Consider the following 25,762-nt stretch of genomic DNA (forward strand, 5'->3'; position numbering starts at 1 on the left):
CCGCGCTACGCCGCGCGGCCAGGCCGCCCAGGCGGTGGCCCGCCAGGTCGCGCCTATCGCCCGCCAGGTGGCCGCCACGACCGGCCGCGCCGCCGCCGGCGCCCCCTTGCGAGCGGGCCATGTCTGCGCCAACTGCCGCGGCAACCGCCGCATCCTGGCGCGCGGCCCGGTCGTCATCAACCTGCGCTGCCGCTGAGCGGCGGACGGCATCAAGCGGAGGAGCGGGCCATGAGCGTGCGACGTTTCCTGCAGGCCAAGATCACCGGGCTGTCGGCCCGGCTCTCCCGGCTCGCGCGGGTGGACAACGCCTTCGTCGGCCTGCGTCCCCAGGACATGCCCTATGCCCCCTCGCCCGAGCATTTCCGCGTGGCCAACGCGCGGCTGGCGGCGGTGGAGCAGCGCATCAAGCAGCGCTTCGACGAGCTGCAGACCGATGCCGGCCAGCGCGCCCCGCAGCGCGTGCTCGTCGACATCGCCCTGGTCGAGCGCGAGCTGGACCGGGCGCGGCGCCTGTTCGGCATGTTCTACGAGGTGTTCGCCCAGCGCGGCACGGCCTTCGGACCCTCCCTGGCCGCGCACGACAACATCGCCGCCGACTGCTACGCCGCCATCCGCCAGTCCTCCCCGCGCCTGTTCGAGGGGCCTTTGCTCAAGCCGGTGTCCTATATGGAGCACGGCTACTCGCCGGCGACCATGCGCCGAGGCGTGTCGCTGTCGCGCCTGCTGGGCGAGGCCAACCCCTTTCCGCTGATCCGCATCCCCTGGGATAGAGACCAGCCCTGGCAGTCGGTCTTCCTGCATGAAGTGGCCCACAACATCCAGGCCGACGCCGGCATCTGGCAGGAGAACCGCCAGGCCGTGCTGCGCCGTGTCATGGGTCGCGCAGGCAGCCCCATGCTGGCCTCCACCTATGGCCGCTGGCACAAGGAGATCTTTGCCGACCTGGCCGCCATCCTGCTCGGCGGGCCGGCGGCAGCCTGGGGCATGGCGGACTTCCTCGCCCACCCGCAGCCGCGCACCATGACCTTCCGCCCCGGCGGCGCCCATCCGACGGCCTATCTGCGCGTCTACATGCTGGCCGAGATGCTGCGCCGCATGGGCTTTGCCAGCGAGGCGACGCAGCTGCTGCGCGTCTGGCAGGCCCTGTACCGCAGTGAAGGCGGCCATCGCATCCCCGCCGGCCTGATGAGCAGCGCGCCCCGGCTGATCCCCGAGGTGGTCGACGAGATCGCCTTCCAGACGCGCCGCAACCTGGCGCACCGGGCGCTGGCCGACATCATCCATTTCAGCCGCGGCGACCAGGACGCCATCCTGGAAGGCGCACGCCGCCTGCAGGCCGGCCAGACGGCCGATCTGCCGCCCCGCCACGTCGTCAGCGCGGCGCACTACGCGCTGGAAAGCGGCCGCATCCCGGCGCAGCGCCTGGCGCATGCCGTGACCGACCAGCTCAGCGGCAGCAGCAAGCGACGCCCTGCCCTGCGCCTGGCCGCCTGAACCGAACCCCAACACCCAAGGACCCCTCATGGCCTCCTCCAACACCCTGTCCACCGTGCACACCGGCCAAGACCGGCTGGTGCTGGACAACCTGATCCGCCGGGAGCTCAAGGTCGGCGACCCGAACGACCCCAACCAGGTGGCCCAGGCCCTGCTGACCCGCTACAACGCCGACCCGCGCGCCCAGGCCATCGGCCAGGAGTCGCGCGGCCTGCCCTTCCTGCAGGCGGCCAATGCCGGGCCGCCCGTCGTGCAGATGCTGACCGCCGCCGGCGGCGCCGAGTGGCAGCAGGCCCTGGAGGACATCAATGTCGACCTCGACCACCTGACCCGCAGCGCCATCCTGAAGGACGTGGCGCCCGAGCTGCGCGGCTGGGGCCATGCCATCCGGGCCGCCCTCACCGAGGGCTACAACGCGGCCCGTTTCGGCCTGGACCCGCGCAACCGCGACAAGGGCTTCGCGATGCGCCGCCAGCTCAATGACTATGCGCGCCTGTCGCGCCTGGTCGGCACGCACACGCCGTCCATGCTGACGGACTTCCGCAAGTTCGCGCAGAGCCTGGACGAGGCGGCCAATCTGCTGCTGGTCATCATGGGCGAGGCCCTGGCCAATGTCGGCTTCGGCGGCGGCCGCTATGTGCCGCAGGTGGCCTACAACGACCTGCAGACCCGCCGCGACGCCGTCATCTATGCGCTGCGCAATCTCGTCGGCAGCACCCAGCAGGCCTATGGCCCCGACGACTGGCCGCGCGGCCTGGACGCCTACCGGCAGCTGAACAACCTGCTCGACGCCCAGGGGCAGAGCGACCTGCGCTCCCTGTTGGTCGAGACCGAGCTGGCGCGGACCATGGACGAGCTGGTGCAGCGCAGCGGCGACAACACCGCCGAGGGCCTGCGCGCGGTCGGCTCGACTTCGCTGCTGGGGCTGGAGCGCTTCCGCCGCTTCATCGTCGTCACGCGCCGCGGCGTCAGCCCCGAATCACCGGCCCTGTATGCCTTCCTCGAGGCGCTGCAGCTGTTCGCCTCGGCCTTCGACTCGGCCGGCGGCTTCCGCCTGATGAAGATCGCGCGGCCGCCCATCCTGTTCTACGGCCTGTACGGCAGCTCGGGGCTGGACGCCGCCGACCAGCGCCTGGTGGACCTGGTGTCGCGCCGCAACCTGCTGGCCGACGAGATCGACTGCGTCTCGGGTGCCTGCTGCACGGCCGACCGCAGCTGCGTGGCCCTGCTGGACAAGGTGCTCTACGACGTCGACCGCTCGATCGACCTCTACGCCCTGGGCTTCGTCAACTTCGGCACCGCCGAACGGCGCGCCTCGGCCTACGCCTACCTGATCGACGAGGTGGTCGACCACGACTGCCTGACGGACGGCAACGACGACCCGCGACCGGGCATGCGCACGCTGGTGCGCCTGCTGGAGGAAGTGGCCGACCGGCTGCGCCCCGAGCTGCTGCTGGCCGAGAACCAGTCCGCCTCCGACGCGCTGGTGGCCGCGCGGCGCCTGGCCCAGCGCACCATCGACATCGCCGGCAATGCCAACCCGCCCCTGCTGCTGCCCGATCTGCAGGACGCCCTGGACGATGCACCCGACCCGGCCCTGCCCAATGCCCAGGCCTCGGTCGACGACATCACCGAGCTGTACGCCGAGCTCGGCGGGCTGTTCGCGGCCCAGCCCGGCCTGGCCGCCGCCGTCGGTGGCGACGAGGCCCTGGACGGCTTCGTCGGCCTGGTGGAGCAGGAGCTGTGCATGCAGCTGGACATGGAGCGCAACTGGGCCAACCTGGTCCATTCCCTGGTGGCCAACTGCTCGCAGATCGACGGATCGCTGGCGCGGGTGCAGGACGTCGTCCGGGCCGCCGTGCGGGCGGTGGCCGGCGAGGACTGCGCAGCCGTCACGGCGCTGGATCTGCCGCCGACGCTGGAAACCTCGATGGACACGCTGATCGAGCGCGTCAACCGCCTCGGCCAGGGCCGCCCCAATCCCGCGCGCAACGGCCAGGTCCGCTTCTGAGGCCGCATCGAACCACTGGAGCCAAACACCATGCAGACCCTGCACACCCCAGCCCTGCACAAGCTGCTGGGCACCCCCGTCACCCTCGACCTCGGCAGCACGGCCCACGACATCACCGAGACCCGCAACCTCGTCGTGGCCCTGCCCAACTATGTGGACACGGCGTTCAAGCCCACCCAGGACATCATCGCCAAGCTGCCGACCCAGCTGACCAGCGAGTCCGACCGCGTCGTCCGCGAACTGGCCAAGGCCCAGACGGACAGCCTCGGCACCGCCGTCACGGCCCTCAAGGCCAATGTGGCCGAAGAGGTCAAGAAGGTGCTGGACAAGCTGGCCAGCCTGCCGGTGCCGGCCCCCGCTCCGACGCCCACGCCGACACCCACGCCGGTGCTGGCCGTGACGCCGAAGTCAGCGCTCTTCGTGCGCTGGCTCACCCAGGTGCAGACGCTGGCCGTGGACGCCAAGCCCGGCCAGCCCGACAAGCAGGTCAAGACGGAATGGGGCGAGAACGTCCAGCTGCAGAGCCTGCTGACGCTCGCCGAACCCGAGGCCCGCCTGCATCTGGCGGCGCGCCCCGACCTGCAGAAGCGCTTCCTGGAAGCCTTCGCCAGGTTCGACAGCGTGGACCTTGCCGTGCGCAGCGTGCGCTACGCGCAAGTGCACGCGCTGATTCCCGAGATCACGGCCCACCTGGGCTAGTCATCGCAACACCCCGAGTGCAACGCCACGCCGGAGCCACACCATGAGCTTCCAGACCACCGAGACCATCCAGCGGCTGTGGGAGACCTTCCTGCGCGACCAGCTGGCGGCCATGCCTGCCGCCGAACGGCAGAAGTTCGAGCAGCCCTTCGAGCAGCGCTTCGGCGAACTGCTCAAGGGCGCCGCCAACGGCGGCGAGGGCCGCGACGGCTTCCTCGACCTCGTCGGCTTCGGCGAGAACGGGCCGCCTGACTTCGACAAGATCGCCTACCCCCACATCACGCCTGACTTCGACGACGCCGTCGTGCCCAGCCAGCTGCATGCTGCGGCCGAGCTGTACTACATCTACCAGCACGAGCGCATGAAGATCTTCGAGGTGGTGGACACGCTGCTGCGCCTGTTCCGCCTCGGCAAGATGCGCATCCAGCGCGGCCCCGGCGCCCGCGGCCTGTATCTGCTGGAGAAGTGGCAGCCGCTGCGCTACAAGCGCGCCGACCGCATGGTGGCCTACCGCCGCGCCTTCAACTACGGCACGGCCCAGGCGCCGGCAGGGGCGGTCACCAACCGCAACTTCCACCGCCAGATGGTGGGCTTCATGGTGTCCCTGGGCCAGTACTTCCGCGACCTGCTGATCGGCGAGGTCATCCGCGGCGGCCAGGTCATCGAGCAGCGGCCCTTCGGCAGCGTCGCCACGGTGCAGCGCATCGGCCTGGACCTGCGCTATGCGCTGGACCGCTCCACCTACGGCAACATCTTCTCGCTGGCCATGGAGACCGGCCACCACCTGAAGACGGTGCTGCAGCTGCTGGATGCGCCCGACATCAAGAAGGCCTTCGATGCCAACACCAAGTGGGATGTGGTTGAGATCGTCTCCAACCGCTACCTCGGCGGCGTGGCCGAGCCCAGCCAGCGCGCCAAGATGGCCGAGAGCGGCCGCCGCATCCTGCAGTTCATCGCCGACAACGACTTCAAGACGGCCATCGATCCCATCCTGTTCCAGAGCGTCGTGCGGCCCATGGGCGCTCACGCCGAGGCCTGGGTGGCGGCCTACCGCATGACGCCGGAAGGCCGTGGCTTCCCCGGCGTGACGCCGGCCCTGCAGAGCGTGCTCGGCGTGCGCCAGGCTCAAGCCGCCTGACGGAGGACGCCCATGGACGCCAGCTGGGACGCCGCCGTCATCGACGACGCGCTGGCGGAGGTGGATGCGGGCATCGACGCGCTGACGCAGTTGCCGCGCCACCAGCGCGGCCTGTCGCCCAATCTGACGCATTGGCATGTGATCGGCAGCCTCACCAACGACCTGAGGCGCTGGTTCCCGGGCACGCTCGTGCGCGTCGACAAGGGCCGTGGCCGCGGCCAGCCGCGCTCGCGGCTGCGCCCTGACGCCAACTTCAACAACCCGCGCCGCGGCAATGCACCCACGCACATCGAGGTGGACACCAACCCCACCCAGATGCAGCGCCACATCGACGCCCGCAACACCGCCATCCGCAACGTCTTCCTGCAGCTGGACCCGGCCAGCGGCGCCGTGCTGCGCAAGCTCGTCTACGCCGCCGGCGCCGCCGCGCCCACGCTGGACCGCAGCGGCACCCAGCGCGCGCCGGTGCGCCTGCGCCCCGGCGATGTGTTCGACGAGTTCGACGGAGGCTGAGCATGGGCGCCAGCGATCTGCGCGTCACCGTCGATGGCGTCAAGCTGCGCTGCGTGCTGGACCCGGCCCTGGTGCTGGGCCAGGCCTGCGGGTTGAAGCTGGCCCTGGGCCTGACGCGCGTCTTCGAGACCTGGCTGCCGCGCTCCTTCTGGCAGGTGCTGGACGCCAGCGAGCTGCTGGGCGCCAGCGACCAGCCCCAGTCGGGCCTGCACCCCCTGGCCCTGAGCGACTGGACGGCCCTGCGCGACGGCACCGACGCCGGCTCCTGGACGCTGCGCTGGGTGGGCGACAACCTGGCGGAATCGCAGCTGCGCGGCAGCGCCTCGGACGACTCCCTGGTGGAGCGCTTCGAATGGCATGCCGAGGCCTTGCTGGCCCATCAGGCCAGGCCCGCGGGCCGCGGCTGGTGCCAGGGCTTCGACCCGGTGGCCAGCGCCCATGACGCCCTGGCTCTGTCGGCCGCGCTGGATGGCGCGCTGATCCTGTGCCGCGCGCCGGATGCCCTGGCCGAACCCGGCCCGGTGCAGGCGCTGGCCCGCCTGAACGGTGTGCCCGAGCTGCTGGCCGAGGTCGACGGCAGCAGCCTGATGGCCGCCGAGCGCGCCTTCGTGCGCCAGGCCATTGCGGCGGCCGGCCTGGCGGCCCTGCTGCAGTCGGTCGAGCATGCCTGTGTCGTGCATGTACTGACGCTGCCGCCCGATGCCGACGCCTCCAACGACGACACCCAGGACCCCTGGCAACGCTGCCGGGCCTGGTGGTATCGGCTTTGATCCGGAGCCTGCCCATGTATGCCGAGCCCCGCAGCCCCACGCCGCCCAGCGCCAGTGTCCCGCGCTTCAACCGCGACGAACTCGTCGCCGTGACCGTGCAGGGCCAGATCGCCCACCCGGTGGCGCGCGCCATGCCCTACCGCGTCGGCTATGACGGCGTGCCGCGCGTGCTGCCCGGCACCGGCGGCATCGTGCTGAACCGGCGAATCGGCGACCTCTGCGTCGGCCTGGCGGGCGACCACATCGAACCCGGCGTCTCGCTGCACAACAACAACCGCGAGGTCATCGGGCCGCGCGACGGGCCCAACAACGCGCTGATCACCTATGCCTGCGTGGGCAACCGCGCGCTGGTGCTCAATGGCGCGGCGCGCGGCCAGCAAGGCTGGGTGACGGGCAAGCATGGCGGCGTCAACCATGTGATGGTGGATTTCCCGCCCGAGGTGCTGCGCCGCCTGGCCATCGGCGACCGCATCGCCATCACGTCCATCGGCCAGGGCCTGCGCCTGCCCCGGCATCCGCGCATCGAGCTGATGAACTGCGCGCCGCTGCTGCTGTCACGCTGGGGCATCACCGAGAGCGACGGGCAGCTTCATGTGCCAGTGACCCACCTGATCCCGGCGCGGCTGATGGGCTCGGGCCTGGGCAAGAACACCGCCTGGCGCGGCGACTACGACATCCAGCTGGCCGACCGCGCCGCCCGCGAGCGCTACCGCCTGGGCAGCCTGCGCTTCGGCGATTTCGTCGCCATCACCGATGCCGACACGCGCCGCGGCCCCAGCATGCGCGCGGGCCGCGTGACCATCGGTGTCATCGTGCATGGCGACAGCACCGTCAGCGGCCATGGGCCGGGCGTCACGCCCCTGCTGACGGGGCCGGCCGAGCTGCTGCGGCCGCGACGGTCCGCGGACGCCAATCTTGCGGCAGCGCTGGGGGTGCGTCAGCCCGTACCGCCTCAGGAGCGGCTGACGCTTGCCGAGCGGGACCGCCGCGTGCGCTGCAAGCTGCGCGAGGTGCCGCCCAAGCTCGCTTTCAAGACCTGATTCAGGACTTGAGCTGTGGACCCAGATTGGCCAGCATGTCGTCGACCATCGCGTCGAGGTCGTACTGCAGCTTCCAGCCCCAGTCGGCCTGGGCGTCGCTGTCGTCGATGCGCTGCGGCCAGCTGGCGGCGATGCTCTGGCGGAAGTCAGGCACGCAATCCATCGAGAACGCCGGCAGACGGCGGCGGATGGAGGCGGCGATGCCTTCCGGCGTGAAGCTGACGCCCGCCAGGTTGTAGCTGCCGCGCTGCTTGATCTGGTCGGCCGGCGCATTCATCAGCTCGATGGTGGCGCGCAGCGCATCGGGCATGTACATCATCGGCAGGGCCTGGTCCTGCTCCAGGAAGCAGGTGTAGCGGCCTTCCTTCAGCGCCGAGTGGAAGATCTCCACGGCGTAGTCCGTCGTGCCGCCGCCGGGCGGCGTCTTCCAGCTGATGAGGCCGGGGTAGCGCAGGCTGCGCACATCCACGCCGTGCTTGGCGTGGTACCAGGCGCACCAGCGCTCGCCGGCGAGCTTGGAGATGCCGTAGACCGTGGTCGGGTCCATGACGGTGGTCTGCGGCGTGTCCACAGAAGGCGTGTTGGGGCCGAAGGCGGCGATGGAGCTGGGCCAAAAGATCTTGTCCAGCTTCTCGTGCCGGGCCAGCTCCAGCACATTGAGCAGGCCCTTCATGTTCAGGTCCCAGGCCCACATCGGGTGCTTCTCGCCATTGGCCGACAGTGCCGCGGCGAGGTGGTAGATCTGGGTGATGTGGTGGCGCTTGACGATGGTGGCCAGTGCGCCGGCGTCGGTCACGTCCAGGGCCTCGTGGTGCAGGCTGGGCACGCGGCCCTTGGGCGCCAGGTCGCTGGTGACGACGGCGTCATTGCCGTGCAGCTTGGCCAGCTCCGTCGCCAGCTCGGTGCCGATCTGGCCGTTGGCGCCGATGATGAGGATGCGCGGGGTGGTGCTCATTTCAGGATGCCCAGTTCCTTGCCGGCTTGCGTGAAGGCGGCGACGGCCTTCTCCAGATGCTCGCGCTCATGCACGGCCGAGATCTGCACGCGGATGCGGGCCTGGCCCTTGGGCACGACGGGGAAGAAGAAGCCGACGGCATAGATGCCCAGCTCCAGGATGCGCTTGGACAGCTCCTGCGCCTTGACGGCGTCGTAGACCATGATGGGCACGATGGGGTGGGTGCCGGGCTTGATCTCGAAGCCGGCCGCCTGGATGGCTTCGCGGAAATAGGCGGTGTTGGCTTCCAGCTTGTCGCGCAGCGCGGTCGAGCCTTCCAGCAGGTCCAGCACGGCGAGCGACGCACCGGCGATGCTGGGGGCCAGGGTGTTGCTGAACAGATAGGGGCGCGAGCGCTGGCGCAGCAGCTCGACGACTTCCTTGCGCGCGGCCGTGAAGCCGCCCGAGGCGCCGCCCAGGGCCTTGCCGAAGGTGCCGGTCACGATGTCGATCTTGCCGAACACACCGCGGTGCTCGGCCGTGCCGCGGCCGGTCTTGCCGAGGAAGCCGCTGGCATGGCATTCGTCGATGCCCAGCAGCGCGTCGTACTGGTCGCACAGCGCGCGGATCTTGTCGAGCTGGGCGATGGTGCCGTCCATGCTGAACACGCCGTCGGTGAAGACCAGCGTGAAGCGGGCGCCCTTGGCCTTGGCTTCCTTCAGGCAGCGCTCGAGGTCGTCGAGGTTGTTGTGCTCGTAGCGATAGCGCTGGGCCTTGCACAGGCGGATGCCGTCGATGATCGAGGCGTGGTTGAGCGCATCGCTGATGATGGCGTCCTGCTCACCCAGCAGGGGCTCGAAGAGGCCGCCGTTGGCGTCGAACGCCGCGGCGTACAGGATGGCGTCCTCGCAGCCGACGAAACGGGCGATGCGGCCCTCCAGCTCCTTGTGCAGGTCCTGGGTGCCGCAGATGAAGCGCACCGACGACAGGCCGAAGCCATGGGTGCGCAGGGCTTCATGCGCCGCCTCGATGACCTGGGGGTGGGACGACAGGCCCAGGTAGTTGTTGGCGCAGAGGTTGATGACCTCGCGGCCATCGGCCGTCCTGACGACGGCGCCCTGGGGCGTCGTGATGATGCGCTCGGCCTTGAAGAGGCCGGCGGCACGGATGCCGTCGAGTTCCGTCTGCAGATGTTGATAGAAGGCCTGGCTCATGGCGCTGCTCCTGATGCACAATTCGGTAAATTGAACGCGTTCGATATATCGAACTTTCGTGCAGTATCTGAAAAACGTCTATTCACGTCAAGCATGAACATGTCGGACACCGAACCGCCCCGCGTCGGCGCTGCCCTGCAGGCCCTGCGCAGCAGCCGGGGCCTGTCGCTGGATGATCTCTCCAAGCGGGCCGGCGTGAGCAAGTCCATGTTGTCGCAGATCGAGCGCAACCAGGCCAATCCCACGGTGGCGGTGGTGTGGCGGCTGGCGAATGCGCTGGGCGTGGACATGGGCGAGCTGCTGGGCACCGAGCGCGTCGCGGCACCCGCCATCGAGACGGTGCCGGCCCACGCGACGCCGGGGCTGACCAGCCCGGACGGGCTGTGCAAGCTGCGCATCCTCGGCCCCATCGAGCTGGCCGGCCAGTTCGAGTGGTACGAGCTGGCCATCCAGCCCGGCGGCGTGCTGGACAGCCAGGCCCATGAACCCGGTTCGCGCGAGCATCTCAGCGTGCTGACCGGCAGCCTGGAAGTGACCGCTTCGGGGCTGACAAGCAAGCTCAAGGCCGGCGAGACGGCGCGTTATGCGGTGGACGGGCCGCATGCGATCCGCAATTTGAGCAAGTCGGCGGCGACTGCCCTGCTGGTCGTCCTTCATCCGTAGACTGCAGCCTCCGCTCAAGGAGGCATGCATGCAGATTTCCCGTCGCCTAACGCTAACCTCGCTGGCCGCTCTGGCCGCCCTGCCACTGGGCCCTCTGGCCGCGCAGGCCCAGGACAACAAGCCCATCCATCTTCTCGTCGGCTTCCCCGCCGGTGGTGGCACCGATGCCATTGCGCGGCTGATCGGCGAGGCGCTGCAGGCGTCCCTGGGCACGACGGTCCTCGTCGAGAACAAGCCCGGCGCGGGTGGCCAGATCGCGGCCCAGGCATTGAAGGCCGCCCCGCCCGACGGCACGACCTTCTTCGTCTCGCACGATCACACCATCTCCATCCTGCCGCTGGTGCTGAAGAATCCCGGCTTCGACCCGGCCAGGGATTTCGTTCCGGTGGCGGGCTTCGCCACATTCGCCAACGCGCTTGCGATCTCGGGCGGAACGCCGGCGGCCAGCCTGCCCGACTACCTCGCCTGGGTGAAGAAGCAAGGCGGCCAGGGCAATGTCGGCGTGCCGGCACCGGCCTCGGTGCCCGAGTTCCTCGTCAAGCTGCTGGGCGAGAAGAACGGGCTGAACCTGCTCAGCGTCCCCTACCGCGGCAGCGCTCCCATGATTGCCGACATGCTGGGCAACCAGATCAGCGCCGGCGTGGGCTCGGTGCCCGACCTCATCGTCAACCACCAGCAGAAGAAGCTGAAGATCGTCGCGGTCATGGGCCAGCAGCGCCAGGGCGTGCTGCCCGAGGTGCCGACCTTTGCCGAGCTCGGCATCCCCGGCTTCGAGGACCTGCCCTATTACGGCCTGTTCGCGCCGGCTGGCACACCGCCCGCCGTCGTCGAGCGCATGTCCAACGCGCTCGCGGGCGTCATCGCCCAACCGGTGGTGAAGGCGCGGCTGACCGAGCTGGGCCTGTCGGTCGGCATGATGACTTCGGCGCAGCTCGCCACGCGCGAGCGCGCCTACTCGGCCAGCTGGGCCCGCATCATCAAGGCCGGGGGCTTCCAGCCGCAGTGAGGCTCAGCGGCGCATGGCCGCAACGCTGGCCTGGGCCTCGTGAGCCCGCGCGGCGGCTGCCACCTCCTTGTCGACGATGGTCTTGCCGATGGGCGCGAGGGCGATACCAGCCAGCTTCAGATGCTGGATCGCGAACGGGATGCCGATGATGGTGCAGAAGCAGGCAACGGCCGAGAACACATGGCCGATGGCCAGCCACACGCCGGCGAAGATGAACCAGAGCACATTGCCGATCAGGCCGAGGCCACCGGTGCCGATGTCATCCACCCCCGACAGCGCCTTGCGGCTGACCGCCTCCTTGCCGAAAGGGAAAAAGGCGAACTGGCCGATGACGAAGCAGGCACGTCCCCAGGGAATGCCGATGATGCTGACGAAAGCCAGCAGACCGGCCACCCACCAGGCCAGGCCCATGAAGACGCCGCCCAGGACAAACCAGATGAAATTGCCAATCGCACTCATTCATTTCCTCCAGACGGTCAGCGCACAGGGGTGACGCCAGTGAACAGATCGGCCAGCTGCAGGCGCTGCCAGCCGCTGCGCTGCCAGAGCGGGTCCAGCGTGGACCCGCGCTCGGCCAGAAAGCCGAGCAGCAAGCCTTCGGCCGGCGTGCGCTCCGGCGTGCAAAGCAGCACCAGGCGCTGGGCGCCCTCCTCTTCCAGCAGGCCTATCCATTCCATGGCCCGCAGCTTGTCGAGCACGGGTGCAAGTTGCAGCGGGTCGACGCGCAGCGCGCCCGCCAGGGCCAGATGCGACAGCCCCTGCTGGCCGGCCTCGCGCACCCGCCACAGCTCGCGCAGCGTTTCCAGCGCCAGGGCCATGGACTGGCCCGGCACGTCGGGGCGCAGATGCAGCCGGCCCGTCAGGCTGGGCGTGTTGGCGGCCAGGATGGCCCCGAGCAACACGATGACCCAGCCGAGATAGACCCAGACCAGGAAGACCGGCACGGTGGCGAAGGCGCCGTACAGCGTCGAATAGGTCGGCACCTGTTTCACATACCAGGCCAGCAGCGATTTCGCCAGCGTGAAGCCGATGGACACGAAGGCGCCGCCCAGCAGCGCATGGCGCCAGCGCACATGGGTGTTGGGCACATAGTGGAAGAGGCCGGCCACGGCCAGGCCGAGCAGCACGATGTCGGCGCCGCCCAGCAGCGTGGACAGGCTGGCCGGCAGCTTGGTGATCAGGCCCTGGCCGGCGCTGACGGCATAGCTCGTCAGCGTCAGGCTGCCGCCCAGCAGCAGCGGGCCCAGCGTCAGCGCGGCCCAGTAGACAAGGACGCGCTGGGCCATGGGCCGCGGCCGCTTGACGCGCCAGATCGCGTTCAGCGTGCGGTCGATGGTCAGCATCAGCGCCAGCGCCGTGACGCCGAGCACGATCAGGCCGACCGCGCCCAGCTTGTTGGCCTTGGCCGCGAACTGCGTCAGCGAGGCCAGCACCGGCTTGGCGATATTGCCCGGGATCAGGCTCTTCAGGAAATACTGCTCCAACGCCGTCTGCAGGCTGGCGAAGATGGGGAAGGCCGTGAAGATGGCCAGCATCACCGTCAGCAGCGGCACGAGTGAAATGAGGGTCGTGAACGTGAGGCTGCCGGCCGTGAGGCCGAGCTTCTCTTCGCGGAAACGCTGGCGGAAGGTGTGCAGGGTCTGCAGCCAGGGCCAGGCCAGCAGGTCGGCGATGAAGTTGCCGGCGAAGGCGATGGGGTTGCGGGCCAGCGGCGCATCCAGGGCTTCGGGCGCGTCGGGCGGAACGGGAGGAACCGGTGTCGTGGACATGGCTTCTATGATGCCGCAGCTATGTCCCCTGCCCCCGAAAGAACCGAACCGAATGCCAACGAGCGCCTGTCGCGCAACCTGGCCACGGCCAGCGTCGTTGCGCTGATCCTGCTCTGCCTGGCCTGGGAGCTGTGGCTGGCGCCGACCGGCCGTGGCACGCTGGCGATCAAGGTGCTGCCGCTGCTGCCGGCGCCGCTGGGGCTGTGGCGCTATCGCATGTACACCTACCGCTGGGTGGCCCTGGCCATCTGGCTCTATGTGCTGGAGGGCCTGGTGCGTTCCACCAGCGAGAGCGGCACCGGCCAGTGGCTGGCGCTGGGCGAGGTCATCCTCAGCGTCATCGCCTTCACGGCCTGCACGGCCCAGATCCGGCTGCGACTGGCGGCGGCCAAGACCGCATGAAGGACTTCCTCGCCGCGCTGCGTGAACGGCTCGGCGAGGCCGGGCTGCTGGTTGGCGGCGACCTGGCGGCCTACGAGAACGACTGGCGCAAGCGCTATGCAGGCAAGGCGCTCGCGGTCGCACGACCGGCTTCGACCGAAGAAGTGGCTGCGGTGATGCGCCTGTGCCACGAGCACCGCGTGGCCGTCGTGCCCCAGGGCGGCAATACCGGCCTGGTGGGCGGCTCGACGCCCGATGACAGCGGCCGCCAGTTGGTGCTGAGCCTGTCGCGCATGAAGCGCTTGCGCGGCATCGACATCGCCAACGCCAGCCTGACGGCCGAGGCGGGTTGCGTGCTGGCCGAGGTGCAGGCGGCCGCCGCCGGTGCCGGCATGCTCTTCCCGCTCAGCCTGGCGGCCGAGGGCTCCTGCACGCTGGGCGGTAACCTCGCCACCAATGCCGGCGGCACCCAGGTGCTGCGCTATGGCAATGCGCGCGAGCTTTGCCTGGGGCTGGAGGTGGTCACGGCGACCGGCGAGGTCTGGCATGGCCTTTCGGGCCTGCGCAAGGACAACACCGGCTACGACCTGCGCGACCTCTTCATCGGCAGCGAGGGGACGCTGGGCGTCATCACCGCCGCGACGATGAAGCTCTATCCCATGCCGAAGGAAAGACTGACCGCCCTCGCCGCCTGCGACTCGATGCAGGACGCGGTGGCGCTGCTCGGCCTGGCGCGCGAGCGGGCCGGCGATGCGCTGACCGGCTTCGAGGTCATGAACCGCGCCTCGCTGGCCCTGGTGGCGCGCGAACTGCCGCAACTGGCCCAGCCGCTGCCGGGCGCGGCCTGGACGGTGCTGCTGGAGTTGTCCGACGCCGAAAGCGCCGAGCATGCCCGCACGGTTTTCGAAGGCCTGCTGGAAGCGGCCGTCGAGCGCGGCTGCGTGCAGGATGCGGCGATTGCCCAGAACCTGCAGCAGGCCAAGTCCTTCTGGCATCTGCGCGAGTCCATCCCGCTGGCCCAGGCTCAGGCCGGGCTGAACATCAAGCACGACATCTCGCTGCCGGCCTCCAGCATTCCCGGCTTCGTCGCCGAGATGGATGCCGCCCTGGCGGCCTATCTGCCCGGCATCGAGGTCATCGACTTCGGCCACCTGGGCGACGGCAATCTGCACTACAACGTGCAGGCGCCGGCCGGCGTGGCACCAGCCGGGTTCCTGGCCGCGCACGAAGCGGCCATCAACGAATTGGTCTACGACGCCGTGCAGCAGCGCGGCGGCTCGATCTCGGCCGAGCACGGCATCGGCCGGCTCAAGCGCGAGGAGCTCGGCGCACGCAAGGACCCGACGGCCGTGGCGCTGATGCGGGCGATCAAGCGGGCCCTGGACCCGCTCGACCTGCTCAACCCTGGGCGCCTGCTTTAGGCCGGAGCCACCACCAGCGTCTTGGCCGGCCGTGCCTTCTTGAACACCCACTCGGCGACCCAGTACAGGAAGATCGTCAGCGTCAGGAAGCCGGCGACCAGCAGCAGCACTTCACCCGCGGTCAGCACGGCGGCGCCCACGATGGTCCAGCGCTGGCGGCGGATGGAGAAGCGGCGGATCAGGCTGTCGCGCTTGACTTCGATGCTGTCGTAGAAGGTGGGCACCACCAACAGGGTCAGCAGCGTCGACGTGATCGTGCCGCCGATGATGGCCACGGCCATCGGGCGGTAGAACTCGCCGCCCTCGCCGATGCCGACGGCGACCGGCAACATGCCCGCGATCAGCGCCAGCGTCGTCATCAGGATGGGCCGGAAGCGCTTGCGGCCGGCGTGCATCAGGGCCTCTTCGCGGTCGATGCCGGCCTTTTCCTCCTGGCGCGTCGCGTCCAGCAGCAGGATGGCGTTCTTGGCGACCAGGCCCATCAGCATGATGACGCCGATCAGGCTCATCAGGTTCAGCGTGCCGCGGGTCAGGATGAGTGCCACGACGACGCCGAACAGCGACAGGGGCAGCGACAGCATGACGCCCAGCGGTGCCGTGAAGCTGTTGAACTGGATGACGAGCACGAAGTACATCAGCGCGATGCCGGACAGCAGCGCGGTGATCATGGCCGTGAAGACGACCTGCTGGTCACGCGCCGAGCCGGCCAGCTCGATGCCGAAGCCGGGCGGGAAGTCGATCTTCTCGGCCAGCTTCTTGGCCTCGGACGTGATCTCGCCGGGCGCGCGGCCCTGGGCGTTCGCGCTGACCGTGATGGTGCGCTTGCCGTCGCCGTGCTGGATCTGGCCCGGGCCCTTGCCCATGGTGACGGTGGCGATCTGGTCCAGCGGCACCATGCGGTTGGTGCCGGTCACCGTGATTGGCAGGCGTTCGATGTTGGCGGCGTCGACGCGGTCGGACGGGTGCAGGCGCACGGCCACGTCGCGGGCTTCACCGGTCGGGTCGATCCAGTCGCCGACCTCGACGCCGGCAAAGGCCACGCGCAGGGCCTGGGCCGCGTCGTTGACCGAGATGCCCATCTGGTTGGCCAGGCTGCGATCCAGTTCGATCTGCAGCTCGTTCTGCGGGTCCTGCTCGGAGTAGCCGACGTCGACCGCGCCCTTGACGCCGCGCAGCGTCTGCACGAAGCCCTGGGTGATCTCCTGCAGCTTGCGCGAGTCGGCGCCGTAGAAGCGGATCTGCACGGGCTTCTGGGCGCCGTTGTTCAGGTCGTCCAGCACGACGTACTCGGCGCCCACCAGGCGGCCGACCTTCTCGCGCAGGTCCTTGGCGATGTCGCCCGCCGAGCGCTGGCGCTCGGTGCTCTTGCCGATGTCGATGTAGATGCGGCCACCGCTGGCGTTCGGGTAGGCCGTCGTCGCCTTGGTTTCCTTCATCGTCGAGGCCAGGGCCGCGGCGGCGTCGAGCTTGAGCTTGGAATAGTCCAGGCTGCTGGAGGCCGGCGCGCGGACGTCGACGGCCAGGAAGCCGGCGTCGGACTGCGGCAGGAAGCTGGAGCCGCCGACCGTGGCCTGCAGGCCGATCGCACCGAAGAAGCTCACGACGGCGAACACGGCCATCCAACGGCGGTGATGCAGGGCCCAGGCGATGACATGGCCATAGCTGTTGGCGACGCCGTCGAACCAGTGGTTGAAGCGCTCCAGCAGCCTGCCGAAGCCCTTCTTGGGCTGCTCGTGGTAGCCCGGGGGATCACCCCAGAAGGCCGACAGCATGGGGTCCAGCGTGAAGCTGATCAGCAGCGACACGATGACGGAGGCGACCACGGTCAGCGCGAAGGGCTTGAACCACTGGCCGGGGCCGTTGCCCATGAAGGCAACCGGCACGAAGACGGCCACGATGGCGAAGGTCGTCGCGGCGACGGCCAGGCCGATCTCGGCCGTGCCCTCGCGCGCCGCCGTCACGCGGTCGCTGCCTCTTTCCATATGCCGCACGATGTTCTCTCGCACGACGATGGCGTCGTCGATGAGCACGCCGATGGCCAGCGACAGGCCCAGCAGGCTCATGAAGTTCAGCGAGAAGCCCAGCAGCCAGACCGCGATGAAGGCCGCCAGCACCGAGGTCGGCAGGGACAGCGCCGTGATCAGCGTCGAGCGCCAGCTGTTCAGGAAGGCGTAGACGACGAAGATGGTCAGGCCGGCGCCGAAGACCAGCGCGTGGGTCACGTTGTTCAGGCTGTTCTCGGCATCCTTGCCGCCGTCCTGCGTGATCTCCAGCGTCGTGCCGCTCGGCAGTTCCTTCTCGACCTCCTTGAGCAGCGCGCGGGCGTCGTTGGCGACGCTGACCGTGGAGCTGTCGCGCGAGCGCGTGATGGAGATGCCGACATTGGGGCGGCCGTTGCGCAGCGAGTAGCCGGTCATCTCGGCGAAGCCGTCCTTGACCTCGGCCACCTGGCCCAGGCGCACCACGGTGCCGGCGCTGCGCTTGATGATCATCTGCTCGAACTCGGCCGGGCTTTCCAGGCGGCCCAGCAGGCGGATGCTCTGGTCCTCCAGCTCGCCACGCACCTTGCCGACCGGCGCCGTCGTGTTCTGGGCGCGTACGGCATTGGTGACTTCGGTGACCGAAACGCCGAACTCGCGCAGCTTCTCGGCGCGCAGCAGGATGGACAGTTCACGACGCAAGGCGCCGTTGACGTTGACGACCGACACGCCCGTGATGCCGCGGAAGCGCTCGGCCAGTTTGTCCTCGGCCAGGCGGCTCAGCTGGGCATGCGTCAGCGTCGTGCTGGACAGCGACAGCTGCAGGATGGGCTGGGCGCCGGGATCGGCCCGCGTGATGATGGGTTCGCGGATCTCGGTCGGCAGCTTGTAGCGCACCGAGGCGATCGCGTTTCGCACCTCGTCGGCGGCCTCGATCATGTTCTTCGAGAAGTCGAAGATCAGCACCAGGGTGGCGCTGCCCTCGCGCGAGGTCGAGTTGGAGCGGTCCACGCCCGAGATGCTCTGCAGCGCCTTCTCGATGCGGTTGACGACTTCCCGCTCCACCGTCTCGGGTGAGGCGCCCGGATACGGGATGTTGATGACGAGCACCGGCGGCTCGATCTCGGGGAACTGGTTGACCTTGAGCTTGGACAGCGCCAAGAGGCCCACCAGCATCAGCCCGATGACCATGACGACGGTCGCGACGGGCCTGCTGATGCTGAAGTTGGAGAGGAACATGGCTGGACCTCGAGGCGGTTACTTGCTGGCCGCAACGGCGGGCTGGGCAGACGCGACGGCGGAAGCGGCGCCGGAACCGGCCGCCACACGTTGCACCGCAGCGCCGTCGGTCAGGCTGCTGGTGGGGGCGCGCAGCACCTCGTCGCCCTGGGCCAGGCCCGAAGCGATGACGACCTCGCCACGACGCTCGTCGCGCTCGCCCAGGGTCACCGACACCTTCTTCAGCTGGCTGCCGGCGATCTTCCAGACGAAGGCGCTGTCGCCCTGGCGGACCACCGAGCCCTCGGCCAGCACCAGGGCCTTGCGCTCGGCGCTTTCGACACGTCCCTCGGCATAGAGGCCCGAAACCTGGGGCGCCTTGGCGCGGTCGTTGAACTCGGCGATCAGCTCGACCTGGCGCGTCGTCGCATTGGCGGCGGCATCGATGCGGGCCAGCTTGCCCTTGAACTCGGCGTCGCCGAAGCCGTTGATGCGGAAGGACACGGGCTGGCCGAGCTTGAGCTCGCCGAGGCGGTCGGCCGAGACCTGGCCTTCGAAGCGCATGGAGGTCGGATCGATGACCTTGATCAGTTCGCGGCCGACCTGCACGGTGTCACCGGTGGAGATCTTGCGTTCGCTGACGACGCCGTCAAAGGGCGCGCGGACCTCGGTGCGCGAGACCTGCTGGCGGGCCGTCACGGCACGGGCCTTGGCGGCGGCCAGTTCGCTCTGGGCGGCATTGCGGCGCACCTCGGCGTCTTCCAGGCCTTGCATGGAGATCATGCCCTGCTGGTTCAGCGTGCGCTGGCGGGCCAGCACGCGCTCGGTCTGCTCGAAGCTCTGTTGGGCGGCGCGCAGGGCCTCCTCGGCGGAGGTCAGGCCGTCGCGGATGGAGGTGGGATCCAGGCGGATGATGAGATCACCCGCGCGCACGCGCTCGCCGTTGTCCTTGGCCACCTGCAGCACCACGGCTGCGACTTCGGCGCGCAGGTCGGCGCGGCGGGCCGGCTGGATGGCACCCGTGATGACGGGGGCGCCGATCAGGCCGCTCTGTCCCACCTGTCGCAGATCCTCGGGCGCCAGCAGCAGCGACGCGGCAGCCGGCTTGGCGGCTGCCTTGGCATCGTCAGGCTTGCCGCCCTTGCCGCAGGCGGTCAGCAGCAGGGCCAAGGACAGGGCTGTCAGGATCGGCGTTGCACGAGTCATGGGAGGGTAGCTTTCCTCAGAGGACAGAAGTAACGGACGGCTCAAACGCCTGAGCTTAACGGGCTGGCAACAACTCGCCAGAGGTCATGTACGAAATGTTTTCGAACGTAATCAGGTGCGTATTTCGGGCCGAGCGCCGGGCCGCTCCCTAGCCGGCCCGTCCTGGCGATGTGCTTGTGGCTCAACGCCGCAAGCATCGCCGTCCCCTCGGGGGACCGGCCAAGGTACACCTTGGACGAGGGGCACTACTTTTGCCATGGCAGGGGCCAGGCGCCCTGGCGCCAGCGCTGCAGCCACAGCAAGCCGATCAGCGTCTTGGCATCCGTGAGCTCGCCTTGAGCGGCGAAGCGGTCGAGATCCTCGACCGTGTGCGTGACGAGTTCGAGGAACTCGCCTTCATCCAGCTGCTGCTCGCCCCTCACGAGGCCGCGCGCAAAGTAGATGTGGATGCCTTCGTCCGAGTAGGCGATGGCGTTGTGCAACACCCCGGCATAGGCCCATTCAGCGGCGCTGTAGCCGGTTTCCTCGAGCAGCTCGCGCTGGCCGCAGGCCAGCGGATCCTCGCCGGCGTCGAGCTTGCCGGCCGGGAACTCCAGCATCACGCGGCCCATGGGATAGCGGTACTGGCGCTCCATCAGCAGGCGGCCATCGTCGAGCAGGGGCACGACCATGACGGCGCCGGGATGGCGGATGTATTCGCGCTGGGCCTCACCGCCGTCGGGCAGCGCGACGCGGTCGCGGCGCACGTCCAGGAAGCGCCCGCGGTAGGCCTGGCCGGCCTCGATCAGCGTCTCGACCAGATGCTTGTCGTCAGTCCCTGCCACGGCGCAGATATCTCCAGACGAAGCCGGGGAAGCCCAGCGTGATGAAGAGACAGCTGGCCGCCGCATAGAACTCCCAGCCCTGGGCGTGGCGCTGGCCGATGCGGGCCTCGAGCGCGGAGCCGATGGCGAAGGTCAGCCCCGCCATCAGCAGCAGCTCCAGCAGCCGCCACCAGGCTGACTTGGACGCCTGGCGCGGGCCGACGAGCAGCAGCCTCTCGTTGAAGTAAGGCAGGTTGGCCGCGACGACGGCCGCGGCCAGGACCAGCCAGACGGCGACGGATTGATCCATTATCTTGCGGGCCGAGCGCCGGGCCGCTCCCCAGCCGGCCAGCGCTGGCGATGTGCTCGCGGCTCAACGCCGCGGGCATCGCCGTCCCCTCGGGGGACCGGCCAGGACCGCCCGCGTTCAGCGGCGCGGTCATGGACGAGGGGCTGCATTGTCAAGTAGCGAGCGCCTGGCGGATGGCGACCTTACACATCTCCAGCAGGCCGCCCGGCAACAGGCCGAAGACCAGCACGGCGGCGCCGTTCAGCGTCATGACGAAGCGCACATCGCCCGGGGCGGCCAGCGGGGCCGTGTCGGTCGGCGCGTCGAAGAACATGACCTTGACGATGCGCAGGTAGTAGAAGGCGCCCACCAGGGAGACGACGACGGCGAAGCCGGCCAGCCACAGGTAGAAGGGCAGCTGCGTGGCCACCAGGGACTGCAGCACGGCCAGCTTGGCGTAGAAGCCCACCGTCGGCGGCACGCCGGCCAGCGAGAACATGAACAGGGTCATGACCAGGGCGAACCAGGGGCTGCGCTTGGCCAGGCCGGCCAAATCCTTGATCTCCTCGGCCTCATGGCCCTGGCGCGACAGCAGGATGACCATGCCGAAGGTGCCCAGCGTCGTCAGCACATAGGTGATGACGTAGAACATGGCCGAGCTGAAGGCGTTCTGGCCCCAGTTGGCGCTGTCGTTGACGAAGCCGCCGGTCATGCCCAGCAGCATGAAGCCCATGTTGGCGATGGTGGAGTAGGCCAGCATGCGCTTCAGATTGCTCTGGGCGATGGCGGCGAGGTTGCCGATGAGCAGCGACATGACGGACAGCACGACCAGCATCTGCTGCCAGTCCACGGCCAGGCCGCTCATGCCCTCGACGAGCAGGCGCACGGTGATGGCGAAGGCGGCCAGCTTGGGCGCGCCACCGATCAGCAGCGTGACAGCCGTCGGCGCCCCCTGGTAGACGTCGGGCACCCACATGTGGAAAGGCGCGGCGCCGAGCTTGAAGGCCAGGCCGGCCACGACGAAGACGGTGCCGAAGACCAGCACGCTCTTGTTCGGGATGCCCTGGGAGATGACGCCGAAGACTTCCGGGATGGTCAGCGAGCCGGTGGCGCCGTACATCATGGACAGGCCGTACAGCAGGAAGCCGCTGGCCAGGGCGCCCAGCACGAAATACTTCATCGCGGCTTCGGTCGAGACCGCATGGTCGCGGCGCAGGGCCACCAGCGCGTACAGCGACAGGCTCATCAGTTCCAGGCCGAGGTAGATGACCAGGAAGTTGTTGGCCGACAGCATCACGTTGATGCCGAGCAGCGCGAACAGGCTGAGGATGAAGAGCTCGCCCTTCAGCATCTCGCGGAAGGCGGCGTAGGGGCGCGCGTAGACCAGGGCGATCAGCGTCGCGGCGCAGGCGAAGCCGGCCAGCAGATGGCCCATGGGGTCGGCGACGACCATGTCCTGCATGGCATAGGTGGTCACGCCGGCGCTGAAGTAGCCGAAGTGCAGGCCGCCCACGACGAGCAGGGTCAGCTGGGTCAGCCAGTAGGTCGGGCGACGCTGTTCGTCGGTGACCCACAGGTCCACCAGGGCGACCACGCAGCCCATGGTCAACAGCAGGACTTCGGGAAAGATCGCGAGCCAGTTCATGTCGTTCATTGTTCTTGCCTCTGCTCGGGATCAGGCCGGAATCTTGGTGAGCGCGACGTGCTTGAGCAGCTCGGTGACCGACTCGTGCATCACGTCCGTGAAGGGCTTGGGATAGAGGCCCATGTAGAGCGTCGCCACCGCCAGCAGCGCGAGCATCAGGAACTCGCGGCCGTTGATGTCGGTCAGGGCGCGCACGTCGTCGTTGGCGATGTCGCCGAAGTAGACGCGCTTGACCATCCACAGCGTGTAGGCCGCGCCGAAGACCAGGGCCGTCGCCGCGATGGCGCCGAGCCAGAAATTGGCGCCCACCGCACCGAGGATGACCATCCACTCGCCGACGAAGCCGGCCGTGGCGGGCAGGCCGCAGTTGGCCATGCCGAAGAAGACGGCGAAGGCGGCGAACTTGGGCATGGTGTTGACCACGCCACCGTAGGACGCGATCTCACGCGAATGCACGCGGTCGTAGAGCACGCCGATGCACAGGAACATGGCGCCCGACACGAAGCCGTGGGCAATCATCTGCACCAGGCCGCCGGAGACGCCCAGCTCGTTGAAGATGAAGAAGCCCAGGGTGACGAAACCCATGTGGGCGATGGACGAATAGGCCACCAGCTTCTTCATGTCCTTCTGCACGAGGGCCACCAGGCCGATGTAGACGACGGCGATGAGGGACATCGCGATGATGAGCCAGGACCATTCACGCGCGGCATCGGGAGCGATGGGCAGCGAGAAGCGCAGGAAGCCGTAGCAGCCCAGCTTCAGCATGATGGCGGCCAGTACGACGGAGCCGCCCGTGGGCGCCTCGACGTGGGCGTCGGGCAGCCAGGTGTGCACCGGCCACATCGGCACCTTGACCGAGAAGGCGGCCAGGAAGGCGAAGAACAGCCAGGTCTGGGCGCCGCCGGTCAGCGGCAGCTGGTGCCAGGCCTGGATGTCGAAGCTGCCCGTCTTGGTGTACAGATAGAGCAGCGCGATCAGCATCAGCAGCGAGCCGGCCAGCGTGTACAGGAAGAACTTGAAGGCCGCGTAGACGCGGTTCGCACCGCCCCAGACGCCGATGATGATGTACATCGGGATCAGCGTGGCCTCGAAGAACACGTAGAACAGCATGCCGTCCAGCGCGCTGAACACGCCCACCATCAGACCCGACAGGATCAGGAAGGCGCCCATGTACTGGTTGACGCGCGTCTCGATGACCTCCCAGGCCGAGATCACCACGATGACGGTGATGAAGGCCGTCAGCGGCACGAACCACATCGAGATGCCATCCACGCCGAGGTGGTAGCTGATGTTGAAGCGGTCGATCCAGGGGTGGTTCTCGACGAACTGCATGGCAGCCGTCGTCGTGTCGAAGCCCGTGATCAGCGGGAGGGTGACGAGGAAGCTCGCCACGGCCGCGACCAGCGCCATCCAGCGCACGGCCTTGGCCTGTTCGTCGCGCCCGAGCGCCAGCAGCAGCGCACCGCAGGCGATGGGTAGAAAAATCGCAAGACTCAGCAACATTCTTGTTCTCCGCCTCGTCGCTCAGAACCCGAACAGGGCATTGAACTGGGGCTTGATATACGGCCACAGCTGCCAGGTCATCAACCCGGTGACACCGAGGATCATGACGAGGGCGTACCAGTACAGATAGCCGGTCTGGAAGCGGCGCACCAGGCCCGCAATGCCGCCGACTGTCTTGGCCGAGCCATTGATGATGAGGCCGTCGATCAGCGCGCCATCGCCGCCCTTCCACAGGCCGGTGCCCAGGGCACGGGCCGCGCGGGCGAGGATGTTCTCGTTGATCCAGTCCATGAAGTACTTGTTCTCCAGGACGACGATGACGGGGCGCAGCACGCGGGCGAAGGCCGCCGGGATGCTGGGCGCCACCATGTAGAACACATAGGCGGTGACGACGCCGGCCAGCGCCAGCCAGAACGGCAGCGTCATCAGGCCGTGCGTCGCCATCGCGACCGCACCATGGAAGTGGTGGGCCAGGTCCGCCATGGCCGGGTGGGCCGCCGTGTTGACGGTGATCGCATCCTTGAAGAAGTCGCCGAACAGCATCGGCTGGATGGTCATGAAGCCGATGATGACGGACGGGATGGCCAGCAGCACCAGCGGCGCGGTGACGACCCAGGGCGACTCGTGCGGCGTGTGGTCATGGCCGTGGCCATGGTCATCGTCGTGGTGGTCGTGCTCGCCCGGGAAGGGCTTGTGGTGGAAGTTCTCCTTGCCGTGGAAGACCAGGAAGTACATCCGGAAGGAATAGAAGGCCGTCACGAACACGCCGGCGATGACGGCGAAGTAGGCGAAGTGGGCACCCGGCAGATTGCTGGCGTGCACGGCCTCGATGATGGAGTCCTTGGAGTAGAAGCCCGAGAACAGCGGCGTGCCGATCAGGGCCAGCGAGCCCAGCAGCGACGTGATCCAGGTGATGGGCATGTACTTGCGCAGGCCGCCCATGTTGCGGATGTCCTGGTCATGGTGCATGCCCATGATGACGGAGCCGGCACCGAGGAACAGCAGGGCCTTGAAGAAGGCGTGCGTCATCAGGTGGAAGACGGCGACCGAGTAGGCCGAGGCGCCCAGGGCCACCGTCATATAGCCCAGCTGCGACAGCGTCGAGTAGGCGACGACGCGCTTGATGTCGTTCTGGATGATGCCCAGGAAGCCCATGAACAGGGCCGTGATGGCACCGATGACCAGCACGAAGTTCAGTGCCGTGTCGCTCAGCTCGAACAGCGGCGACATGCGCGCCACCATGAAGATGCCGGCCGTCACCATCGTCGCGGCGTGGATCAGCGCGGAGATGGGCGTCGGGCCTTCCATGGAATCAGGCAGCCAGACGTGCAGCGGGAACTGCGCGCTCTTGCCCATCGCGCCGATGAACAGGCAGATGCAGGCGACGGTCAGCAGGGCCCAGTCGGTGCCCGGGAAGACCATCTTGGACAGCACATCCGCCTTGGCGAAGGTCTCGGCGTAGTTCAGCGTGCCGCCGAAGGCCACCAGCAGGCCGATGCCCAGGATGAAGCCGAAGTCGCCGACCCGGTTCACCAGGAAGGCCTTCATGTTGGCGAAGATGGCCGTCGGCTTCTTGTACCAGAAGCCGATCAGCAGATAGGACACCAGGCCCACCGCTTCCCAGCCGAAGAAGAGCTGGAGCATGTTGTTGCTCATGACGAGCATCAGCATGCTGAAGGTGAACAGCGAGATGTAGGAGAAGAAGCGCTGGTAGCCGTCGTCCTCTTCCATGTAGCCGATGGTGTAGATGTGCACCATCAGCGACACGAAGGTCACGACCACCATCATCATGGCCGTCAGGCCGTCGATGAGGAAGCCGACTTCCATCTTCAACGCGCCGAGGTTCATCCACTCGTAGAGGGTGGCGTTGAAGCGCGCGCCGTCGACGGCGACGCTGTACAGCGTCTGCGCCGACAGGATGAAGGCGATCAGCACCCCGAGGATGGTGATGATGTGCGAGCCGCGGCGGCCCACCGTCTTGCCGAAGAAGCCGGCGACGATGGCGCCCGCCAGCGGCGCCAGCGGCACCGCGAGCAGCGTGTTCTGGGAAAGTGTTGCAGACATCT

At 68.4% G+C, this 25,762-nt stretch carries 23 protein-coding genes; 12 read left to right on the plus strand and 11 right to left on the minus strand.

Annotation, left to right across the window (positions count from 1 at the left end; genetic code table 11):
• From AC07OY_RS21180 to AC07OY_RS21215, 8 genes are all read left to right on the plus strand, one after another.
• A partial coding sequence (locus AC07OY_RS21180) for a hypothetical protein (RefSeq protein WP_495044571.1) occupies nucleotides 1–196 on the plus strand: 196 nt, incomplete at its 5' end.
• Nucleotides 197–228: 32 nt separating this feature from the next.
• Nucleotides 229–1,494, plus strand: coding sequence for a hypothetical protein (locus tag AC07OY_RS21185; RefSeq protein WP_495044572.1), 1,266 nt, complete (start codon nucleotides 229–231; stop codon nucleotides 1,492–1,494).
• A gap of 28 nt (nucleotides 1,495–1,522) precedes the next feature.
• Complete coding sequence (locus AC07OY_RS21190; protein WP_495044573.1) at nucleotides 1,523–3,505, plus strand: hypothetical protein; 1,983 nt, start codon at nucleotides 1,523–1,525, stop codon at nucleotides 3,503–3,505.
• 30 nt (nucleotides 3,506–3,535) lie between these two features.
• Nucleotides 3,536–4,204, plus strand: coding sequence for a hypothetical protein (locus tag AC07OY_RS21195; protein ID WP_495044574.1), 669 nt, complete (start codon nucleotides 3,536–3,538; stop codon nucleotides 4,202–4,204).
• 43 nt (nucleotides 4,205–4,247) lie between these two features.
• Entirely contained in the window at nucleotides 4,248–5,342 is a 1,095-nt protein-coding gene (locus tag AC07OY_RS21200) for a hypothetical protein (protein WP_495044575.1), read from the plus strand.
• 12 nt (nucleotides 5,343–5,354) lie between these two features.
• Entirely contained in the window at nucleotides 5,355–5,855 is a 501-nt protein-coding gene (locus AC07OY_RS21205) for a hypothetical protein (RefSeq protein ID WP_495044576.1), read from the plus strand.
• Nucleotides 5,856–5,857: 2 nt separating this feature from the next.
• Nucleotides 5,858–6,625: a hypothetical protein gene (locus AC07OY_RS21210; RefSeq protein WP_495044577.1), complete on the plus strand. Its 768-nt coding sequence runs from the start codon at nucleotides 5,858–5,860 to the stop codon at nucleotides 6,623–6,625.
• A gap of 14 nt (nucleotides 6,626–6,639) precedes the next feature.
• Nucleotides 6,640–7,665: a DUF4438 domain-containing protein gene (locus AC07OY_RS21215; protein ID WP_495044578.1), complete on the plus strand. Its 1,026-nt coding sequence runs from the start codon at nucleotides 6,640–6,642 to the stop codon at nucleotides 7,663–7,665.
• A gap of 1 nt (nucleotide 7,666) precedes the next feature.
• On the opposite strand, the gene AC07OY_RS21220 is transcribed toward AC07OY_RS21215, so the two are convergent.
• Both AC07OY_RS21220 and kbl read right to left on the minus strand, forming a co-directional pair.
• Nucleotides 7,667–8,620, minus strand: coding sequence for an NAD-dependent epimerase/dehydratase family protein (locus AC07OY_RS21220; protein ID WP_495044579.1), 954 nt, complete (start codon nucleotides 8,618–8,620; stop codon nucleotides 7,667–7,669).
• Nucleotides 8,617–9,813 carry a glycine C-acetyltransferase gene (gene kbl, locus AC07OY_RS21225; protein ID WP_495044580.1) on the minus strand — a complete coding sequence of 399 codons (1,197 nt, stop codon included), beginning with the start codon at nucleotides 9,811–9,813 and terminating at the stop codon, nucleotides 8,617–8,619. The genes AC07OY_RS21220 and kbl overlap by 4 nt, the downstream gene beginning before the upstream one ends.
• A 99-nt stretch (nucleotides 9,814–9,912) precedes the next feature.
• On the opposite strand from kbl, the gene AC07OY_RS21230 reads away from it, so the two are divergent.
• Both AC07OY_RS21230 and AC07OY_RS21235 read left to right on the plus strand, forming a co-directional pair.
• Nucleotides 9,913–10,476 carry a helix-turn-helix domain-containing protein gene (locus AC07OY_RS21230; RefSeq protein ID WP_495044581.1) on the plus strand — a complete coding sequence of 188 codons (564 nt, stop codon included), beginning with the start codon at nucleotides 9,913–9,915 and terminating at the stop codon, nucleotides 10,474–10,476.
• A gap of 28 nt (nucleotides 10,477–10,504) precedes the next feature.
• The gene (locus tag AC07OY_RS21235; RefSeq protein ID WP_495044582.1) at nucleotides 10,505–11,482 is read left to right on the plus strand and encodes a Bug family tripartite tricarboxylate transporter substrate binding protein; all 978 of its coding nucleotides are present in this window, start codon (nucleotides 10,505–10,507) and stop codon (nucleotides 11,480–11,482) included.
• Between the two features lie 3 nt (nucleotides 11,483–11,485).
• Here AC07OY_RS21235 and AC07OY_RS21240 read toward each other — a convergent pair whose 3' ends face one another.
• Nucleotides 11,486–11,941 carry a YccF domain-containing protein gene (locus tag AC07OY_RS21240; protein ID WP_495044583.1) on the minus strand — a complete coding sequence of 152 codons (456 nt, stop codon included), beginning with the start codon at nucleotides 11,939–11,941 and terminating at the stop codon, nucleotides 11,486–11,488.
• A 17-nt stretch (nucleotides 11,942–11,958) separates the two neighbouring features.
• A complete protein-coding gene (locus AC07OY_RS21245; RefSeq protein ID WP_495044584.1) occupies nucleotides 11,959–13,251 on the minus strand; it encodes a YihY family inner membrane protein in 1,293 nt (430 codons plus the stop codon).
• Between the two features lie 21 nt (nucleotides 13,252–13,272).
• On the opposite strand from AC07OY_RS21245, the gene AC07OY_RS21250 reads away from it, so the two are divergent.
• Both AC07OY_RS21250 and AC07OY_RS21255 read left to right on the plus strand, forming a co-directional pair.
• Nucleotides 13,273–13,653 (plus strand): DUF2069 domain-containing protein, encoded by a 381-nt coding sequence (locus AC07OY_RS21250; RefSeq protein ID WP_495044585.1) that lies wholly within the window; start codon nucleotides 13,273–13,275, stop codon nucleotides 13,651–13,653.
• Nucleotides 13,650–15,053, plus strand: coding sequence for an FAD-binding oxidoreductase (locus tag AC07OY_RS21255; RefSeq protein WP_495044586.1), 1,404 nt, complete (start codon nucleotides 13,650–13,652; stop codon nucleotides 15,051–15,053). The genes AC07OY_RS21250 and AC07OY_RS21255 overlap by 4 nt, the downstream gene beginning before the upstream one ends.
• On the opposite strand, the gene AC07OY_RS21260 is transcribed toward AC07OY_RS21255, so the two are convergent.
• From AC07OY_RS21260 to nuoL, 7 genes are all read right to left on the minus strand, one after another.
• Complete coding sequence (locus AC07OY_RS21260) at nucleotides 15,050–18,271, minus strand: efflux RND transporter permease subunit (RefSeq protein ID WP_495044587.1); 3,222 nt, start codon at nucleotides 18,269–18,271, stop codon at nucleotides 15,050–15,052. The two genes, AC07OY_RS21255 and AC07OY_RS21260, sit on opposite strands and share 4 nt — an antisense overlap.
• Nucleotides 18,272–18,289: 18 nt before the next feature.
• Entirely contained in the window at nucleotides 18,290–19,456 is a 1,167-nt protein-coding gene (locus tag AC07OY_RS21265) for an efflux RND transporter periplasmic adaptor subunit (RefSeq protein WP_495044588.1), read from the minus strand.
• A 245-nt stretch (nucleotides 19,457–19,701) separates the two neighbouring features.
• Entirely contained in the window at nucleotides 19,702–20,346 is a 645-nt protein-coding gene (locus tag AC07OY_RS21270; RefSeq protein WP_495044589.1) for an NUDIX domain-containing protein, read from the minus strand.
• Entirely contained in the window at nucleotides 20,267–20,569 is a 303-nt protein-coding gene (locus tag AC07OY_RS21275) for a DUF2818 family protein (protein WP_495044590.1), read from the minus strand. Before AC07OY_RS21275 ends, AC07OY_RS21270 begins: the two co-directional genes overlap by 80 nt.
• Before the next feature lie 151 nt (nucleotides 20,570–20,720).
• Nucleotides 20,721–22,202, minus strand: coding sequence for an NADH-quinone oxidoreductase subunit NuoN (gene nuoN / locus AC07OY_RS21280; RefSeq protein ID WP_495044591.1), 1,482 nt, complete (start codon nucleotides 22,200–22,202; stop codon nucleotides 20,721–20,723).
• 21 nt (nucleotides 22,203–22,223) lie between these two features.
• Nucleotides 22,224–23,696: an NADH-quinone oxidoreductase subunit M gene (locus tag AC07OY_RS21285; protein ID WP_495044592.1), complete on the minus strand. Its 1,473-nt coding sequence runs from the start codon at nucleotides 23,694–23,696 to the stop codon at nucleotides 22,224–22,226.
• Between the two features lie 21 nt (nucleotides 23,697–23,717).
• Nucleotides 23,718–25,760, minus strand: coding sequence for an NADH-quinone oxidoreductase subunit L (gene nuoL / locus AC07OY_RS21290; protein ID WP_495044593.1), 2,043 nt, complete (start codon nucleotides 25,758–25,760; stop codon nucleotides 23,718–23,720).
• Nucleotides 25,761–25,762 lie beyond the last annotated feature (2 nt).

This window comes from Roseateles sp. GW821-FHT09H10, from assembly GCF_059415865.1.